A 16,040-nucleotide genomic window follows, 5' to 3' on the forward strand; every position below is an offset into this window, starting at 1 on the left:
ATTTCTTAAGAACCAAAACTCTTGAAGAAGTTGACAATGGCTTGCCAGAGGGAGCTTAGGAAATTGCCGCCGTCCTCTAGCGCCTTATCCGCATCAAAGTTAAGGTTGATATTTTTAAAACTGTCGCCAGCTTGTGAAACAATACTTTGTTTCAGGTCATTCAGGGTTTTAGTGAAGTCTGCATTGCTGAGGATATCACTCTTTGAGAGATTCAAAGCAAAATTGATGATAATATTGATCTGGTTTCCTGTTATAACCTGATCAAGTTTGTAATTTTTCAAGGTATCTTCAACAATTTTACGGACATCTTCCTCTGTCAGATTTCCCTTACTTTCTTTAGCTTTGGCGAGTGCTGACTTGATATCAGCTAGGGCAACATTTAATTTATTAGCATCATAGCCTGACTTGTCCTTGTTTTCAGCATTGATATCGGACAAGGCCTTCAACTCTTCTTGAGCCAAATCTTTGTTGGCTTGTGGCACCTTGGCTCCATTAGCCTCTAGCGAATAATAAATCCCTGCTAAAGCACTTTCTCCTGTAACTGGAATGGGGGCTGCTACAGTGATTTTGGCGTGTTCCACACCCAAAGTTACGGCTGCATTTCGGTACATATCCTGAGTTACCTTAGTGATGTTTTCAGGTGTTTCAATCTTGACCTCAAGTGGCGATTTGTCCCCTAGCTTTTGAATCTTGGCTGATGAATACAATTGTAAGCTAGGGTCATTGGCCACATTCATAATCTTAGAATAGACATCAGGTGTCATGGTCTTGAGTTCTTTGGTGTCTGTTGAGGCATTGTAGCCTAGTTTTTTAAGGGTTTGATTTTTTTGGTCTTCAGACAATGATGAACCTAGGACATATTCAGGTTGGACGTAGGTTTCATCGATAACTTTTTGAACATCTGTTGCTGCATGGACACTATTCATAGCTGTTACTGCCCACAAGACCGCAACACTGGACAGAAAGAGTTTCTTTCTCATAGGGAATTTCCTCCTTTACCTTTCTAGAGTAATATATCTATCTTAAAGAAAACTTATAACAAAAACATCTGGACTAACCAGATGTCGAAAAGAGAGTGAAACATTTGATAATGTAAAGGTTAAGTTGCACCTGTCTAGAATAATAATAGTTTCCTCCATTTACATAGAGTTCGGCACCGTGAAAAACGGAAATGGGGTGAATATAACTATAAGTCTTTCCAGTGGTATTACCAAGCAAGGGAGCAACAGTATCACGAGAGTACTGTTTGGCCAGAGCTAAGGTGTTTTCCTTGCCATTTTGGGCGATAAAATCTATATAGGCAGGTCCAAAATTGTAGGCTTGAACAGCCGTCCAGACATCTACCCCCTTCTTCTGGGCCAGATAGAGATTGTCTGTCAGAGTTTGAACGCCTTGCCGAATGCTAGAGGCATTATCATTGATGGTATTGGTAGCGCCACTAGCAGACTCACTAGACTGCATAACATCGCCTTCTTTTCCTTTTGTTTCGGTATAAATCATAGCGAGCACAAGCTCTTCGTTTGCTGGGGTGTCTCTTTCACTCAAGATTTCTCGCACCATGGGTTGATAGGTCATGACTTGCTTGACATCTTGGTGAACGCGGTAAGCTTTATATCCAGCAAAAAGGAAGACTGCTAGTACAAGCACTCTTCGAATTCGTTTAAACATTATTTACTTTGGATATCCTCGATATTTTTGATTAAGATAGAGTAGGTTCCATTGTCGTTTTGGATAAACTCAACAGACTCGGCGTCTTGATAGACGTTATTGGGAACGATAAGCTCAATTCCATTTGACAAGGAAAGTTTTTGGTTTTCAAATTTTTTAAGCTGACGACTGGCATCAATTTCATCAAATTGAACAGGCTCTGGTACGGCTTCCTTGACTTGATCAATAAAGCTCAAACGAGCCGTCAGATTATTGTCAAAAAGGTCGTTGGCCAATTTCTCTGGCGACAGTTCATTGCTTTCTTCTAAGTTGTTGAAAATCGCTGATTTTACTTTAGATTGAAATTGAAAATCATCTGTATTAAAAGATTCGGCAATTCTCTGGGCTGTCTTTTCCAGTTCTTTGATAGATTTCTTAGGAGAAATCTTAGGAGCGACAGCAAGAAGATTGTCTGAAAAGTAGTTCAAAAAAGTTCCATTGTACTTAATTCGTTTCTCGATCAGGTGGTACTTGCGACTCTGAAGATTAACCACCAAGGCTTCGTCGGCACTCGTTCCAAATCCAGGCAAGTTATTCTGAGTTAGCTTGATTGGATTATCAACTTCTCCACCAAGGTGGGTCAAGGTCTCCCTCAGGGCAATTCTCAAGAAAGCGAAATGTTCTACACCTTCTTTAGAAAATTGCACAAAAATCAAGTCATTGGTCTTGAGATTTTCGGAAATGCTGAACTCCTCTTTCCAGAGATTAGCCAGCGTTACTGATGTCTCCAACAAATCGTCTGTAATATGATTGAAGAAGGGATTTTCTTCCTCGAAAATCCCAGACTTGGCTTCATCTGAATACACACGTTCAATTTTTTTACGCAAGTATTCTTCGATTTTTGGAGTAATATTGAGAAACTTATCCGCTAGGAACAGGTCGGTGTCATCCGGACTGAACTGATGAATAATAGCTTTCTTAATATAAATGTCCATAAAAGTTTTAGTCCTCGTATAATGGGAAGGCATCTGTTAATTCTTTAACCGCACTTCTCACTTCTTCTAAGACAGCTTCATTTTCTGCATTCTTAAGGGTTTTAATAATAAGTTCAGCCACTTTGCGACTTTCTTCTTCACCAAATCCACGAGCAGTAATGGCTGCTGCTCCGATACGAATACCACTTGTCTTGAATGGTGACAAGCTTTCGTAAGGGATTGAGTTTTTATTTAGGGTAATATTGACTTCATCCAGCAAGTTTTGAGCAACTTTGCCGTTTTCTACAACTTTAGTCACATCCACTAGGAAGAGGTGGTTTTCAGTTCCTCCAGAAATGATACGAAAATCAGGGTCTTGCAAGAAGACATCTGCCATAGTCTTGCTGTTCTTGATAACATTGGCAGCATATTCCTTGAAGGCTGGATCCAAAACTTCTTTGAAAGAAACAGCCTTAGCTGCCACAACATGCTCCAAAGGACCACCCTGAATACCTGGGAAAATAGCTGAATTAATTTTCTTAGCTAAGTCTTCATCATTGGTCAAAATCAAACCACCACGTGGGCCACGAAGAGTTTTGTGGGTCGTTGTTGTAGTGATATGAGCGTATGGCACTGGGCTTGGGTGAAAACCAGCTGCAACCAAACCAGCGATATGGGCCATATCCACCATAAGCTTAGCCCCAACAGCATCTGCGATTTCACGGAATTTTGAGAAGTCGATAATTTGAGAATAGGCTGAAGCACCTGCTACGATCAATTTTGGTTTTACTTCTTGGGCTTGTTTCAAGATAGCATCAAAATCCAAGAGTTCCGTTTCAGGATCAACACTATAAGAAACAAAGTTGTAGGTTTGACCTGAGAAGCTAACAGGAGCCCCATGAGTCAAGTGACCACCTGCAGCCAAATCCATTCCCATAACCGTATCGCCAGGCTCAATCAAGGCCATGTAAGCTGCACAGTTAGCTTGGCTTCCTGAGTGTGGTTGGACATTGGCAAATTTTGCACCGAAAATTTCTTTTGCGCGTTCAATGGCTAGAGATTCCACCACGTCTACTACATCTGTTCCACCATAATAACGGCGTCCTGGGTAACCTTCAGCGTATTTATTCGTCAAGATAGACCCTTGAGCTGCCATAACTGCCTTGGAAACTACGTTTTCCGAAGCAATCAACTCAATGTTGTTTTGTTGGCGTTCCTCTTCTTTGGCAATAGCATTCCAGAGATCAGCATCATATGCTTTAAAATCGTCTTTGTCAAAAATCATAGGTCTTCTCCTTTATAGTGTGACTGGTCCTTTAGTTTGTTTTGCAACAAGAAAATAAACTAAAAGATGCGAATAAATCGTTTCTGCACTTTATCACAAGTATAACCAACTTTTTCATAAAATGCATGAGCACCCAGACGATGATCGGCAGAGTTTAAGCGGATAAACCCATAACCACGTCTTTTTGCTTCTTGATCCAACCCTTGTAATAAGCTTTTACCAATACCTTGCCCTTGTGCTTGAGGTGAAACTGCTAAAGCTAAAATATTAAATCCTGCTTTAGAATAAAGTGATTCATAGACCTCAGCGTGGACATATCCAAGCAAGGCATGAGTAGATTCATCCTCATAAGCAAGTAAGAAATGATGGGAATCCTGAGATAGTCTAGCTAATTGACTAGCCGTTTCCTCTGGACTAAAAGAATAGCCCAAAGCATCTTGGTTGATCTCACATATTGCTTTCACATCAGTTTCTCTTAAGTCTCTTAACATCTCATTCCTCCTCAAAAGAAATCTCTGGCAACCGAGCAAGAATATCTTCTCGCTTAATGGCCCCTTGGCGTAAGATTTTCACCTTGTCTCCAGACAAATCCAAAATAGTTGAATCCTGTCCAGTTAGAAAAGGATCGTCTTCCAAACCCAAAACCTCTTGGTCAAAATCCTCTAGAATTTGATTAAAAGTCACTCCACTTGCCTGACCTGAGATATTAGCTGACGGTCCAATCAGAGGTCCTGTCTCTCGAATCAAATCAAGGGTAATGGGATGACTAGGCATCCGAAATCCAACAGTTGCAAGACCAGAATTGACCCAATAGGGAACTCGGTCATTAGCTTCGAGAATAATGGTTAAGGGACCTGGTAAAAAGGTCTCTACAAGTTTTTGTAGATAAGTTGGCTGATTCTTAGAAAAGTGCAAGATGTCCTCTAGAGAGGCGATATTGAGGTTAAGCGCCTTATCTCTTGGACGACGTTTGAGTTGGTAAACATGGTCAACTGCTTTTTCGTCTAGAGCCTTGGCAAAGAGACCGTAAACTGTCTCAGTAGGTAGAACGACCGCTCCACCATTTTCCAACTCTTGTCTAATCCTGTCCATCATCAATTACAACCATCCTATCTTGACCAAACTGGTCCTTAAGTGTTCGTAATCGTTTTTCAGGAAGATGTTTCCTAAAAAGTTCAGGAACACTTTGACCTTGCTTGTATCCAATTTCAAGGTAAATCTTACCACCATCTTTGAGATAGTCTGTTGCATCTTCCGCAATTCTACGGTAAATAGCTAGGCCATCCTCGTCTGCAAAAAGAGCTAGATGAGGTTCCGAATGCAAGACATTCAAGCCAACCTCTGACTCATCTTCACGAGAGATATAGGGTGGATTGGATACAATTATATCATATTTTTCAGAAATTTCTGCAAAACAATCAGATTTTTTGAAAAATATATTAAGTTTTTGATTTTTAGCATTCTCGGACGCAAGGTTAAGAGCCTCTTGGGAAATATCTGCTGCCGTCACCGACCAAGCTGATCTGTTTTTTGCTAATGCAAGGGCAATGGCTCCACTACCTGTTCCGATATCCAGAACTGAAAAATTCGTCTCAGGATTTTCAGCCAGGATAAGCTCCACCAACTCCTCTGTTTCTGGACGAGGGATCAATACTCGCTCATCAACTTTTAACTGCATTCCATAAAAATCTGCCTGTCCAATGATGTACTGTGCCGGTTTATGAGTTGCTAACTGTTGGAAAATTTCTTTTACAAATACTTCTTCCTCTTCAGTCACTTCCTGCTGGAGGGCAAAAACAAAGTCCGTAAAAGATAGATTTTTCAGGCTACGATAGACAAAAGAGAGGCTTTCTGCTTCCTCTCCTTGTCTTATCAATTCTTCTTCAAAATCTGAAAATAATTGAGCTAATTTCATTATTTGTTTAATTCTTCTAATTTTTGCGTTTGGTCATAAAGAACCAAGGCATCCACAACTTCATCCAATTTACCAGACAAAATGGTATCTAGTTTTTGGAGGGTCAAGCCGATACGGTGATCTGTGACACGATTTTGTGGGAAATTGTAAGTACGAATCCGTTCTGAACGGTCACCAGTACCGATAGTAGACTTACGCTCAGCGTCTTGTTCATCCTGAGCAATTTGTGCAAAGTGGTCAGCAACACGCGCACGGATGATTTTCATGGCCTTCTCACGGTTCTTCTGCTGGGTACGTTCTTCCTGCATCTCAACCTTGATATTGGTTGGCAAGTGAACGATACGAACTGCTGTCGCAACCTTATTGACGTTCTGTCCCCCAGCACCAGAGGCGTGATAGATGTCGACACGAAGGTCTTTTGGATCAATATCGTATTCTACTTCTTCGACTTCAGGCATGACAAGAACTGTTGCTGTCGAAGTATGAACACGGCCTTGGCTTTCTGTCACAGGAACACGTTGCACACGATGAGCACCAGATTCGTACTTGAGTTTAGAGTAAACAGATTGCCCCGAAACCATGGCAACCACTTCTTTGAAACCACCGACACCATTCATAGAAGCCTCCATGACTTCAAAGCGCCAGCCTTGAGCTTCAGCATACTTTTGGTACATGGTTAGCAAATCTCCAGCGAAAAGTGCTGCTTCGTCTCCACCAGCGGCGCCACGGATTTCAAGAATGATGTTCTTGTCATCGTTTGGATCCTTTGGAAGGAGCAAAATTTTGAGTTTTTCTTCGTATTCTTCTTTTTCAGCCTTGGCATCTTTGAGCTCTTGCTTGGCCATTTCTTCCAAGTCCGCATCCCCGCCAGATTCTTTAATCATCTCTTCTGCATCAACGATGTTTTGAAGGACTTGTTTGTACTCACGGTAGGCAGTTACCGTATCACGAGTAGAAGCCTCTTCTTTTGAAAGCTCCATGAAACGCTTGGTGTCCGAAACCACATCTGGGTCACTGAGCAACTCTCCTAATTCTTCATAACGGTCTTCTACAGCTTGTAGTTGATCATAGATGTTCATTTTTCTTCATTCTCCTTATTGATTTCAGGGGCAAAATAATGTTTACGGCAAACTGAGATATAGGTTTCATTTCCACCGATCTGAATTTGTTCGCCATCATAGACTGGCACACCATCTTGAGTTCGCAACACCATAGTCGCCTTTTTCTTACAGTACTGACAGATGGTCTTGATTTCTTCAATCTTGTCTGCTAAGAGCAAGAGGTATTTTGAACCTTCGAACAACTCATTGCGAAAGTCATTCTTCAAACCAAAAGCCATGACGGGTATATCTAACTCATCAACAACACGAGCTAGGTCATAAACATGATGACGCTTGAGAAACTGGGCTTCATCAACCAACACACAGTAAGGTTTTTCTGGTAAATCTCGGATATAACCGAAGATATCAGTTGTTTCCTCAATCGCAATGGCAGGGCGTTTCATACCGATTCGACTCGACACATAGCCAACACCGTCACGCGTATCAAGAGCTGAGGTCATAATCACAACACCTTTTCCTTGCTCCTCATAGTTATAGGCTACTTTAAGAATCTCGATTGTCTTACCAGAGTTCATGGTCCCATAACGATAATACAACTGTGCCATGTTTCTTGCTTCACGTCCATTTCTAAATTTTTGCTACATTATAGTATATCATAATTTTCTTAAGCTTTAAACGGCAAAATGTGGTAAAATAGAAGAAATCAAAACTAGTGGAGGAAGCTATTATGCCATTTGTACGCATCGATTTATTTGAAGGACGCACGCTCGAACAAAAGAAGGCTCTTGCTAAGGAAGTAATGGAAGCTGTTGTCCGTAATACTGGAGCCCCTCAATCTGCTGTCCATGTCATCATCAACGACATGCCAGAAGGAACTTACTTCCCACAAGGGGAAATGCGCACCAAATAAGCTAGCTTAAGCAGAATTGCTTAGGCTTTTTCAATCTCCAAGTAGCATCCATTGAAGAAATAGTTCAAATTTGTTACAATTTGAAAGGATACTTGGGAAAATTTCCAAGAAAAGAGCTATTTATTAAAGGAAACATTATGATTACACGTGAATTTGATACCATCGCTGCTATCTCTACTCCACTAGGTGAAGGGGCTATTGGTATTGTCCGCCTGAGCGGAACAGAAAGTTTTGCTATTGTGCAAAAGATTTTTAAAGGAAAAGACTTGAGTCAGGTTGCTAGCCATACACTCAACTACGGTCACATTATTGATCCTCTGACTGGTAAAGTCATGGACGAGGTTATGGTTGGGGCTATGAAGTCTCCAAAAACCTTCACTCGTGAGGATATTATCGAGATTAACACCCACGGTGGGATTGCGGTTACCAATGAGATTCTCCAGCTAGCTATCCGTGAAGGAGCTCGATTGGCTGAACCTGGTGAATTTACCAAACGTGCCTTTCTAAATGGACGTGTGGACTTGACTCAGGCTGAGGCGGTCATGGATATCATCCGCGCTAAGACAGACAAGGCCATGAACATTGCGGTCAAACAACTTGATGGTTCCCTTTCTGATCTTATCAATAATACCCGTCAAGAAATCCTCAATACACTTGCCCAAGTCGAGGTCAATATTGATTATCCTGAGTATGACGATGTTGAGGAAGCTACTACTGCCGTAGTTCGCGAGAAAACTATGGAGTTTGAGCAATTGCTAACCAATCTGCTTAGGACAGCTCGTCGCGGTAAAATCCTCCGTGAAGGAATTTCAACTGCCATCATCGGCCGTCCCAACGTTGGAAAATCCAGCCTGCTCAACAACCTCTTGCGTGAGGACAAGGCTATCGTTACAGATATTGCTGGAACCACCCGTGATGTCATCGAAGAATACGTCAACATCAATGGTGTACCTCTCAAATTGATTGATACAGCCGGTATTCGTGAAACAGATGACATCGTGGAACAAATCGGTGTCGAGCGTTCAAAAAAAGCCCTCAAGGAAGCTGACTTGGTACTACTAGTGTTAAATGCTAGTGAACCACTGATCTTCCAAGATCGTCAACTCTTAGAAATCAGCCAAGATACTAATCGCATTATTCTACTTAATAAAACAGACCTGCCTGAAGCGATTGAAACTTCAGAACTTCCTGAAGATGTCATCCGTATTTCAGTTCTTAAAAACCAAAATATCGATAAGATTGAAGAACGCATTAATGACCTCTTCTTTGAAAATGCTGGTTTGGTTGAGCAAGATGCTACTTACCTATCCAATGCCCGTCACATTTCCTTGATTGAAAAAGCCATTGAAAGCTTACAAGCTGTTAATGAAGGGCTGGAACTGGGGATGCCAGTTGATCTGCTTCAAGTTGACTTAACTCGTACTTGGGAAATCCTCGGAGAAATCACAGGTGATGCTGCTCCAGATGAACTCATTACCCAACTCTTTAGCCAATTCTGTTTAGGAAAATAAGAAAAATCCATGATCGTTCTTGCGGTCATGGATTTTATTGTAATTATTAGTAATCTGGTCTTAAAACCCCTGTTACGGTTGCCTTAGTTGCTTCGTAGTCGCCATCTACGACAACCTTGATAATGCGTTTGGCATCTTCTTCTGGTGCTGGAACTAGAGGTAAACGAGTTGGTCCAGCTTCAAATCCCATATAGTTCAGAACTGCCTTAACAGGAGCAGGACTTGGATAAGAGAAGAGGGCATTGACTTTAGGAATGAATTTACGCTGAATAGCCGCTGCTTTCTTCATATCGCTTTCTGCAATGGCAGTGAACATTTCGTGCATCTCATCTCCATTTGTATGAGATGCAACAGAAATAACCCCATCTGCACCAAGGTTCATGGCATGGAAAGCATCTCCATCCTCACCAGTATAGACCAAGAACTCCTCTGGCTTATGCTCAATCAAGTAAGCCATATTTGCCAAGCTGGTACATTCTTTGACACCGATAATATTTGGATGGTCAGCCAAACGAAGCATGGTTTCTGGAGTCAATTCGACAACCACACGGCCTGGAATGTTATAGATAATAATTGGTAGGTCAGAAGCATCTGCAATAGCTTTAAAGTGCTGATACATTCCTTCTTGAGAAGGCTTGTTATAGTATGGTACGATTGCAAGTCCAGCAGCAAAACCACCAAATTCTGCTACTTCTTTGACAAACTCGATAGAGTCACGCGTATCATTTGTCCCTACACCCGCAATCAAAGGAACGCGTCCATCGACAATCTTTTGTACAGCCGCAAAGAGTTCCAACTCTTCATCGTGGGTCAAGGTTGGACTCTCAGCAGTGGTCCCTGCAAGAAGAATGCCGTCTGTGTGATGGGCCAACAAATGCTCAATCAAGGCTGGAATGGCATCAAAGTTGATAGAACCATCCTCATGGAAAGGGGTAATAAAGGCCGTGATGATTTTACACTCTTTTAAATCTTGATAAGACATGAAAACACCTCTCTATTTCAAAGAAGGAGTTCATCTGAACTCCTAAACGATATGACTATTTTAATTCAAACTTCAATTCAGCTGTTGGGCGAACCAATCCACGTTCGTGAAGAGTTTCCGCAATCTGAACGGAGTTCCAAGCAGCACCTTTGAGAAGGTTATCTGAAACAACCCACATGTGGATTCCTTTTTCAGCATCCAAGTCTTTACGGATACGACCAACAAAGGTATCACGTGAACCAACTGCATTGATGGCTTGTGGATAGATTTGATGAGCTACATCATCTTCAAGAACAGCACCTGGGAAGGCCGCGATAGCTGCTTTAACTTCTTCGATTGGAGCCACTTCTTTTGTTTCGATATAAACTGACTCAGAGTGAGCTGACAAGACTGGAATACGCACACATGTTGCAGATACTGCAATGCTATCATCTTCCATAATTTTCTTAGTTTCTTTAGTCATCTTCATCTCTTCGTAAGTGTAATCATTGTCAGTGAAGACATCAATTTGTGGAAGAGCATTAAAAGCGATAGGATAATGTTTCTTATCACCACCTGAAGGCAAGATTTCTGCATGCAAATCACGTGGGTTTACACCATCATTCAAGACTTCACGAAGTTCACGTTGTGTCTCAAGAATTGCTCCCATACCAGCACCTGAAACTGCTTGGTAAGTTGAAACAATGATACGGTCCAAGCCCCATTTTTGGCGAACTGGCTCGAGAGCTACCATCATTTGGATTGTTGAACAGTTAGGGCAGGCAATGATTCCGTTGTGAGCATCAAGTGCATGAGCATTGACCTCTGGAACAACCAAAGGAACATCTGGATTTTGACGGAAGTAAGATGTATTATCTACTACTACCGCTCCAGCTTTCACTGCGTACGGTGCATACTTAGCTGATGTAGAACCACCTGCTGAAAAGAGTGCAATATCAACTCCTTCAAAAGCTGTTTCAGTCGTCTCTTCAATCGTAATATCTTGATCTTTAAATTTCAAAGTCTTGCCTGCTGAACGAGCAGAAGCAAGGTAACGGATTTTATCGATTGGAAGTGTTGATTCTTCCAACATTTTTATCATCTGAGCTCCGACAGCACCTGTCGCGCCGACTACAGCAACTGTATATCCCATAAATAACCTCTTTCGGAATTTTCTAAAAATTTCTATAATAGATGTATTATACTACTTTTTCCATGAATTGCAAAGCTTTTTCATCATTTTTTAGAAAATAAAAATCCCCAGTCGCTAGACTAGGGACTAAGAGGCATCTTCATGTGATGAGCAGGTTCACACAACTCATCAAGGTCCGCTCCTGCGTTATGACCTCCTTATGCTCAATAGCAGTCCGAAGACTACCTATCGACTCATCGCGTCTATTATATTACTAGAAATAAGTGGTTTTGTCAATAAGAAATTTTTGCAGGATGACTTTTATTATGTAAAAGTCAGAATTTTTTCTCGCGAGCATAAGAAAAAAACTCTTGTGTTCAAGAGTTTCCCTGTAAATATCATGCTAATTGCCGGGATTGAACCGGCGACCTCATCCTTACCATGGATGCGCTCTGCCAACTGAGCTAAATCAGCTTACCTAAAAAGTATACTATAGTTAGAAAATCTTGTCAAGTTTCCTTAGGTATTTTCCATAAGAAAAAACCAGGTAAGAGCTACCTAGCTTGTCCAGTTCTATTTGCTTAAATCGATTCGGCGACCAATTTTACCAATAATAATCGCTCCAATAATCAATGAGGCAAATTCACCGATACCTGTTGTAAACCAAGTAAGAAAAAATGGTAATTCTGCTACAATATTTAACTCTGCAGCGATAGTAAACATGGAAATTGAAAAGAGGATTGAAAAGAAGAAATGATCTTTTCGAATTAATCCATTAAAGAGGTAATTTTTGCTGTATTTTGCAAAAAGCCAAACACCTAGACTAAGGAATACTAGGGTTGATCCACCACCAACAAAGACATCTAGCAGTCCGAAGCTAAAGAAATTAGCAATCATACAACCGATAGTAACTCCGATGATGTACTTAGGATTGTAAAAAGCCATAAAGTTCATCATTTCTGAAATACGGAACTGATAAGCACCATAGCTAATGGCATTTAGGGGCGGTGTAACAGTCAAAACGACATAGATAGCAGCGACGATTGCAATATCTGCAACATCACGAATAGTTAATTTTTTCATTTTTTCTCCTTTGGCGGTTTCCCGCGTATAATATGCTTGGTGAAAGAAGCTAAGCACCAAGGGTTGCTTGAATCAACCTTACTAGTATAGCACAATAGTCTGCTTTATGCTATACTTAAACCATGAAAATTCCTATTCAAAAATTTTTTAGCAATGAAGTCTTAGCCTATCTCTTTTTTGGTATAGTGACTACTCTTGTTGCTATACTATCACGATTAGTCATTTATCAACTAAGTCATCAAGAACTCCTTGCGACTGCCTTGGCAAATATTATCGGTATCCTCTTTGCATTCATTACAAATGATACAATTGTATTTAAGCAAGCTAGGCAGAATTGGTCAATCCGTTTAGTAAAATTTACTATAGCACGTCTTTCTACTTTTCTTTTAGACTTGTTTTTAACTTTTCTCTTTGTAACTCAGTTTCCTAATATTATCGGGCAATTTGTAAATAATAATATTAATAGAGTGAATCGTATTGAAACAATTATTGCACAATTCTTAATAATTATCCTCAATTACATTTTTAGTAAGGTATTTATTTTTAAAAAATAAGAAAAATTTTAAACATATAGCTTGCAAGAATTTCTTAATTAATATATAATTAAGTGTAAGAGTTTTTTGAAAGGAAATTATGAAAATGTTAAAAGATCTTAAAGCATTCTTGCTTCGTGGTAATGTTGTTGACCTTGCTGTCGGTGTGATCATTGCCACTGCTTTTGGTGCAATCGTTACATCACTTGTTAACGATATCATCACTCCACTTATTTTGAATCCAGCCTTGGAAGCTGCGAAAGTACAAAACATCGCTGAGCTTGCTTGGAATGGTGTTACATATGGTAAATTCTTGAGTGCTGTTATCAACTTCCTAGTTATCGGTACTGTTCTCTTCTTCGTTATCAAAGGAATTGAAAAAGCTCAAAGCCTTACTAAGAAAGAAGAAGCTGCTGAGGAAGCTCCAGCTGGTCCAACTGAGTTGGAAGTACTTCAAGAGATCAAAGCTCTTCTTGAGAAAAAATAATCAATTAAAAGGATCTAGCACAAAGCTAAATCCTTTTTTCTTTACTCTTTTGGTAACTTACCTGCTTTTTCAAGCATTTTCTTAATAAGATAAGGCATCTTAACATTTTCACGACCTTTTTTCTCAATCAGTTTTTTCACAAATTCCGGCATTTGTAAATCTTGAGATTCAGCCAAAATATTTTTCGTCTCATCTGACGGAACTAACTCATCAAAGGTTTCTTCTTCTGGGAGAAATTCCTTAAACTCTTTGTTCTCATTAGCTCTGACGGTATTGACCAAGGCATCAATCAAGCGAGAATCTGTATTTGGCATTGGTGGACGATGGTAGTTTACTCCAAATTCCTGACATAAATCATAACATTCCACATCATTGTCAAACAAGACTTCAATGTGCTCACTGATAAAACTAATAGGTACAAAAATATAATGGTCTGGATGTTCTTTCTGTTCTCTGAGATACTCTAAAACATCTGGTTTAATCCATGGAATACCAATATCACTCTCACTCTGCCAAGTGTTGGTATATTGTTCTGAACTCAAACCTAGTTTTTCAGCGACTAGCTTGCTATTTTCAAAAATTTGGTCTATATAAGGATCACCAAAGTCCAAGGCAAAAATAGGCACACTATGGGCTGAAAAGATGACTTTAAAGCTGTCTTGCTTTACTTCTTCTTTTAAAATCTTACCAATTTCATCCGCCCAATAGTTTAAGAGTGCTTCTTCCTGATACCAGTCCTTAATGACTAAAAATTGAATTTGCTTGCTTTCTAAAAATTTTTCATAGCCCATGACAGAGTAGAAAGAATAATGAGGCTCCAAAATCAAGCAGATACACTGTTCAATGCCGTCTGCTTCCATCTGACCGATCACATCTGGAATAAAGGGACTGGAAAATTTATTGGCAAAATAGACACTATATTCATTACCCAGTCTAGCTTCTACCAAGGCAACCTCTTCACGGGTAATTCTTTGCAGAGGCGTACCTCCAATAAGTACATAATTATCATAGAGTGTTTGAATCTCGTGGTCTTGAGGTCTCACTCCACGACGAATATTTGTGAAAAAATCAGCCACACCTTCAAAGGTAATCTCTTCTGGTGAACCGAAAGTCATCATTAAAATTGCTTTTTTCATAATCGCTTCCTTGTGATATTTTTATCAAGTTTATTTTATCATTTATCCATTAATAAGTAAACGCCAACATAGCGAATTTCTCTAACTTCTGTCTTTTGTTTTTCTTTTCTTTCTATGATACAATGGAAAAAATGAATTCAAAAGGAGTTTTTTATGACTTACCCCAATCTCTTGGACCGCTTCTTGACCTACGTTAAGGTCAACACGCGCTCTGATGAACACTCTACTACTACTCCAAGTACACAGAGTCAGGTTGACTTCGCAACCAATGTTCTTATCCCTGAAATGAAACGTGTTGGATTACAAAATGTTTATTATCTACCAAATGGTTTTGCAATTGGAACCTTGCCAGCCAATGATCCATCTTTAACACGTAAGATTGGCTTCATCTCCCACATGGATACTGCTGATTTTAATGCCGAAGGAGTCAAGCCACAGGTAATTGAAAACTACGATGGTGGTGTGATTGAACTTGGAAATTCTGGTTTCAAACTCGATCCAGCTGACTTTAAGAGTCTTGAGAAATATCCAGGACAAACGCTCATCACAACCGATGGAACAACCTTACTAGGTGCTGATGACAAGTCAGGGATTGCTGAAATTATGACTGCTATTGAATATCTGACTGCCCATCCTGAAATCAAGCACTGTGAGATTCGTGTTGGTTTTGGTCCAGATGAAGAAATCGGTGTTGGTGCCAATAAATTTGATGCAGAAGATTTCGATGTAGATTTTGCCTATACTGTAGATGGCGGACCTCTCGGAGAACTTCAGTACGAGACCTTCTCAGCCGCTGGTGCTGAATTGCATTTCCAAGGACGCAATGTCCACCCTGGTACTGCCAAAGGGCAGATGGTCAATGCCCTTCAGCTAGCAATTGATTTTCATAATCAACTTCCAGAGAATGACCGACCCGAGTTAACAGAAGGTTACCAAGGCTTCTACCACCTAATGGATGTGATAGGTAGTGTCGAAGAGGCGCGTGCAAGCTACATCATTCGTGATTTTGAAAAAGATGCCTTTGAAGCTCGTAAAGCAGCAATGCAGTCTATCGCTGATAAGATGAATCAAGAACTTGGTAGCGACCGTGTCACCCTAAACTTGACAGACCAGTACTACAATATGAAAGAAGTCATTGAAAAAGATATGACTCCAATTACCATTGCCAAAGCAGTTATGGAAGATTTGGGGATTACTCCTATAATCGAACCAATCCGTGGAGGGACAGACGGCTCTAAGATTTCCTTTATGGGAATCCCAACTCCTAATATCTTTGCGGGAGGAGAAAATATGCATGGACGTTTTGAATACGTCAGCCTTCAGACTATGGAACGTGCGGTTGATACCATCATTGGTATCGTAGCTTATAAAGACTAAAAAGACGAGGTAGCCCAGCTACTTCGCC

The 16,040-nt window shown here is 40.4% G+C and carries 18 protein-coding genes, 1 tRNA gene and 1 riboswitch; of the genes, 5 read left to right on the forward strand and 14 right to left on the reverse strand.

Annotated elements, in window-relative coordinates; all coding sequences use genetic code 11:
• Positions 1 to 5 precede the first annotated feature (5 nt).
• The 9 genes from N8M16_RS01445 to N8M16_RS01485 all read right to left on the reverse strand — a co-directional run bounded on the left by N8M16_RS01445 (position 6) and on the right by N8M16_RS01485 (position 7,487).
• The gene (locus tag N8M16_RS01445; protein WP_261069524.1) at positions 6 to 980 is read right to left on the reverse strand and encodes a DUF1002 domain-containing protein; all 975 of its coding nucleotides are present in this window, start codon (positions 978 to 980) and stop codon (positions 6 to 8) included.
• Positions 981 to 1,053: 73 nt separating this feature from the next.
• A complete protein-coding gene (pmp23, locus tag N8M16_RS01450; protein ID WP_023947700.1) occupies positions 1,054 to 1,668 on the reverse strand; it encodes a cell wall hydrolase Pmp23 in 615 nt (204 codons plus the stop codon).
• The gene (locus tag N8M16_RS01455) at positions 1,668 to 2,642 is read right to left on the reverse strand and encodes a nucleoid-associated protein (RefSeq protein WP_031237137.1); all 975 of its coding nucleotides are present in this window, start codon (positions 2,640 to 2,642) and stop codon (positions 1,668 to 1,670) included. Before N8M16_RS01455 ends, pmp23 begins: the two co-directional genes overlap by 1 nt.
• A 7-nt stretch (positions 2,643 to 2,649) precedes the next feature.
• Positions 2,650 to 3,906 (reverse strand): serine hydroxymethyltransferase, encoded by a 1,257-nt coding sequence (gene glyA / locus N8M16_RS01460; RefSeq protein WP_033685118.1) that lies wholly within the window; start codon positions 3,904 to 3,906, stop codon positions 2,650 to 2,652.
• A 59-nt stretch (positions 3,907 to 3,965) separates the two neighbouring features.
• Complete coding sequence (locus N8M16_RS01465; protein WP_000942963.1) at positions 3,966 to 4,397, reverse strand: GNAT family N-acetyltransferase; 432 nt, start codon at positions 4,395 to 4,397, stop codon at positions 3,966 to 3,968.
• Position 4,398: 1 nt separating this feature from the next.
• Positions 4,399 to 5,001: an L-threonylcarbamoyladenylate synthase gene (locus N8M16_RS01470; RefSeq protein ID WP_000969299.1), complete on the reverse strand. Its 603-nt coding sequence runs from the start codon at positions 4,999 to 5,001 to the stop codon at positions 4,399 to 4,401.
• Positions 4,985 to 5,821, reverse strand: coding sequence for a peptide chain release factor N(5)-glutamine methyltransferase (gene prmC, locus N8M16_RS01475; RefSeq protein WP_000761870.1), 837 nt, complete (start codon positions 5,819 to 5,821; stop codon positions 4,985 to 4,987). The genes N8M16_RS01470 and prmC overlap by 17 nt, the downstream gene beginning before the upstream one ends.
• Positions 5,821 to 6,900: a peptide chain release factor 1 gene (gene prfA, locus N8M16_RS01480; RefSeq protein ID WP_001028815.1), complete on the reverse strand. Its 1,080-nt coding sequence runs from the start codon at positions 6,898 to 6,900 to the stop codon at positions 5,821 to 5,823. The genes prmC and prfA overlap by 1 nt, the downstream gene beginning before the upstream one ends.
• Entirely contained in the window at positions 6,897 to 7,487 is a 591-nt protein-coding gene (locus tag N8M16_RS01485; protein WP_000068129.1) for a thymidine kinase, read from the reverse strand. The genes prfA and N8M16_RS01485 overlap by 4 nt, the downstream gene beginning before the upstream one ends.
• Before the next feature lie 122 nt (positions 7,488 to 7,609).
• Here N8M16_RS01485 and N8M16_RS01490 point away from each other — a divergent pair, with 122 nt between their 5' ends.
• Together N8M16_RS01490 and mnmE are read left to right on the forward strand one after the other, a co-directional pair.
• Entirely contained in the window at positions 7,610 to 7,792 is a 183-nt protein-coding gene (locus N8M16_RS01490) for a 4-oxalocrotonate tautomerase (RefSeq protein ID WP_045611721.1), read from the forward strand.
• Between the two features lie 137 nt (positions 7,793 to 7,929).
• Positions 7,930 to 9,303, forward strand: coding sequence for a tRNA uridine-5-carboxymethylaminomethyl(34) synthesis GTPase MnmE (gene mnmE, locus N8M16_RS01495; RefSeq protein WP_261069525.1), 1,374 nt, complete (start codon positions 7,930 to 7,932; stop codon positions 9,301 to 9,303).
• Between the two features lie 46 nt (positions 9,304 to 9,349).
• On the opposite strand, the gene dapA is transcribed toward mnmE, so the two are convergent.
• From dapA to N8M16_RS01515, 4 genes are all read right to left on the reverse strand, one after another.
• Positions 9,350 to 10,285, reverse strand: coding sequence for a 4-hydroxy-tetrahydrodipicolinate synthase (dapA, locus tag N8M16_RS01500; RefSeq protein WP_125421704.1), 936 nt, complete (start codon positions 10,283 to 10,285; stop codon positions 9,350 to 9,352).
• Between the two features lie 55 nt (positions 10,286 to 10,340).
• Positions 10,341 to 11,417, reverse strand: a complete 1,077-nt coding sequence (locus N8M16_RS01505; RefSeq protein ID WP_049489680.1) for an aspartate-semialdehyde dehydrogenase — start codon at positions 11,415 to 11,417, stop codon at positions 10,341 to 10,343.
• 380 nt (positions 11,418 to 11,797) lie between these two features.
• Positions 11,798 to 11,870 (reverse strand) — tRNA-Thr (locus N8M16_RS01510).
• A gap of 99 nt (positions 11,871 to 11,969) precedes the next feature.
• Positions 11,970 to 12,479, reverse strand: coding sequence for a QueT transporter family protein (locus N8M16_RS01515; protein WP_261069526.1), 510 nt, complete (start codon positions 12,477 to 12,479; stop codon positions 11,970 to 11,972).
• Positions 12,477 to 12,573: riboswitch (PreQ1 riboswitch) on the reverse strand. (Overlaps the previous gene by 3 nt.)
• A 28-nt stretch (positions 12,574 to 12,601) precedes the next feature.
• On the opposite strand from N8M16_RS01515, the gene N8M16_RS01520 reads away from it, so the two are divergent.
• Together N8M16_RS01520 and mscL are read left to right on the forward strand one after the other, a co-directional pair.
• The gene (locus N8M16_RS01520) at positions 12,602 to 13,033 is read left to right on the forward strand and encodes a GtrA family protein (RefSeq protein WP_000701189.1); all 432 of its coding nucleotides are present in this window, start codon (positions 12,602 to 12,604) and stop codon (positions 13,031 to 13,033) included.
• 85 nt (positions 13,034 to 13,118) lie between these two features.
• Positions 13,119 to 13,499 (forward strand): large conductance mechanosensitive channel protein MscL, encoded by a 381-nt coding sequence (mscL, locus tag N8M16_RS01525; RefSeq protein WP_000910205.1) that lies wholly within the window; start codon positions 13,119 to 13,121, stop codon positions 13,497 to 13,499.
• A gap of 41 nt (positions 13,500 to 13,540) precedes the next feature.
• Here the strand turns inward: mscL and hemH are convergent, their stop codons facing one another.
• A complete protein-coding gene (gene hemH / locus N8M16_RS01530) occupies positions 13,541 to 14,635 on the reverse strand; it encodes a ferrochelatase (RefSeq protein WP_049500061.1) in 1,095 nt (364 codons plus the stop codon).
• 153 nt (positions 14,636 to 14,788) lie between these two features.
• On the opposite strand from hemH, the gene pepT reads away from it, so the two are divergent.
• Complete coding sequence (gene pepT, locus N8M16_RS01535; protein WP_004254300.1) at positions 14,789 to 16,012, forward strand: peptidase T; 1,224 nt, start codon at positions 14,789 to 14,791, stop codon at positions 16,010 to 16,012.
• Positions 16,013 to 16,040: the final 28 nt, after the last annotated feature.

The organism is Streptococcus mitis (assembly GCF_946188375.1).
GTDB classification, from domain to species: domain Bacteria; phylum Bacillota; class Bacilli; order Lactobacillales; family Streptococcaceae; genus Streptococcus; species Streptococcus mitis_CX.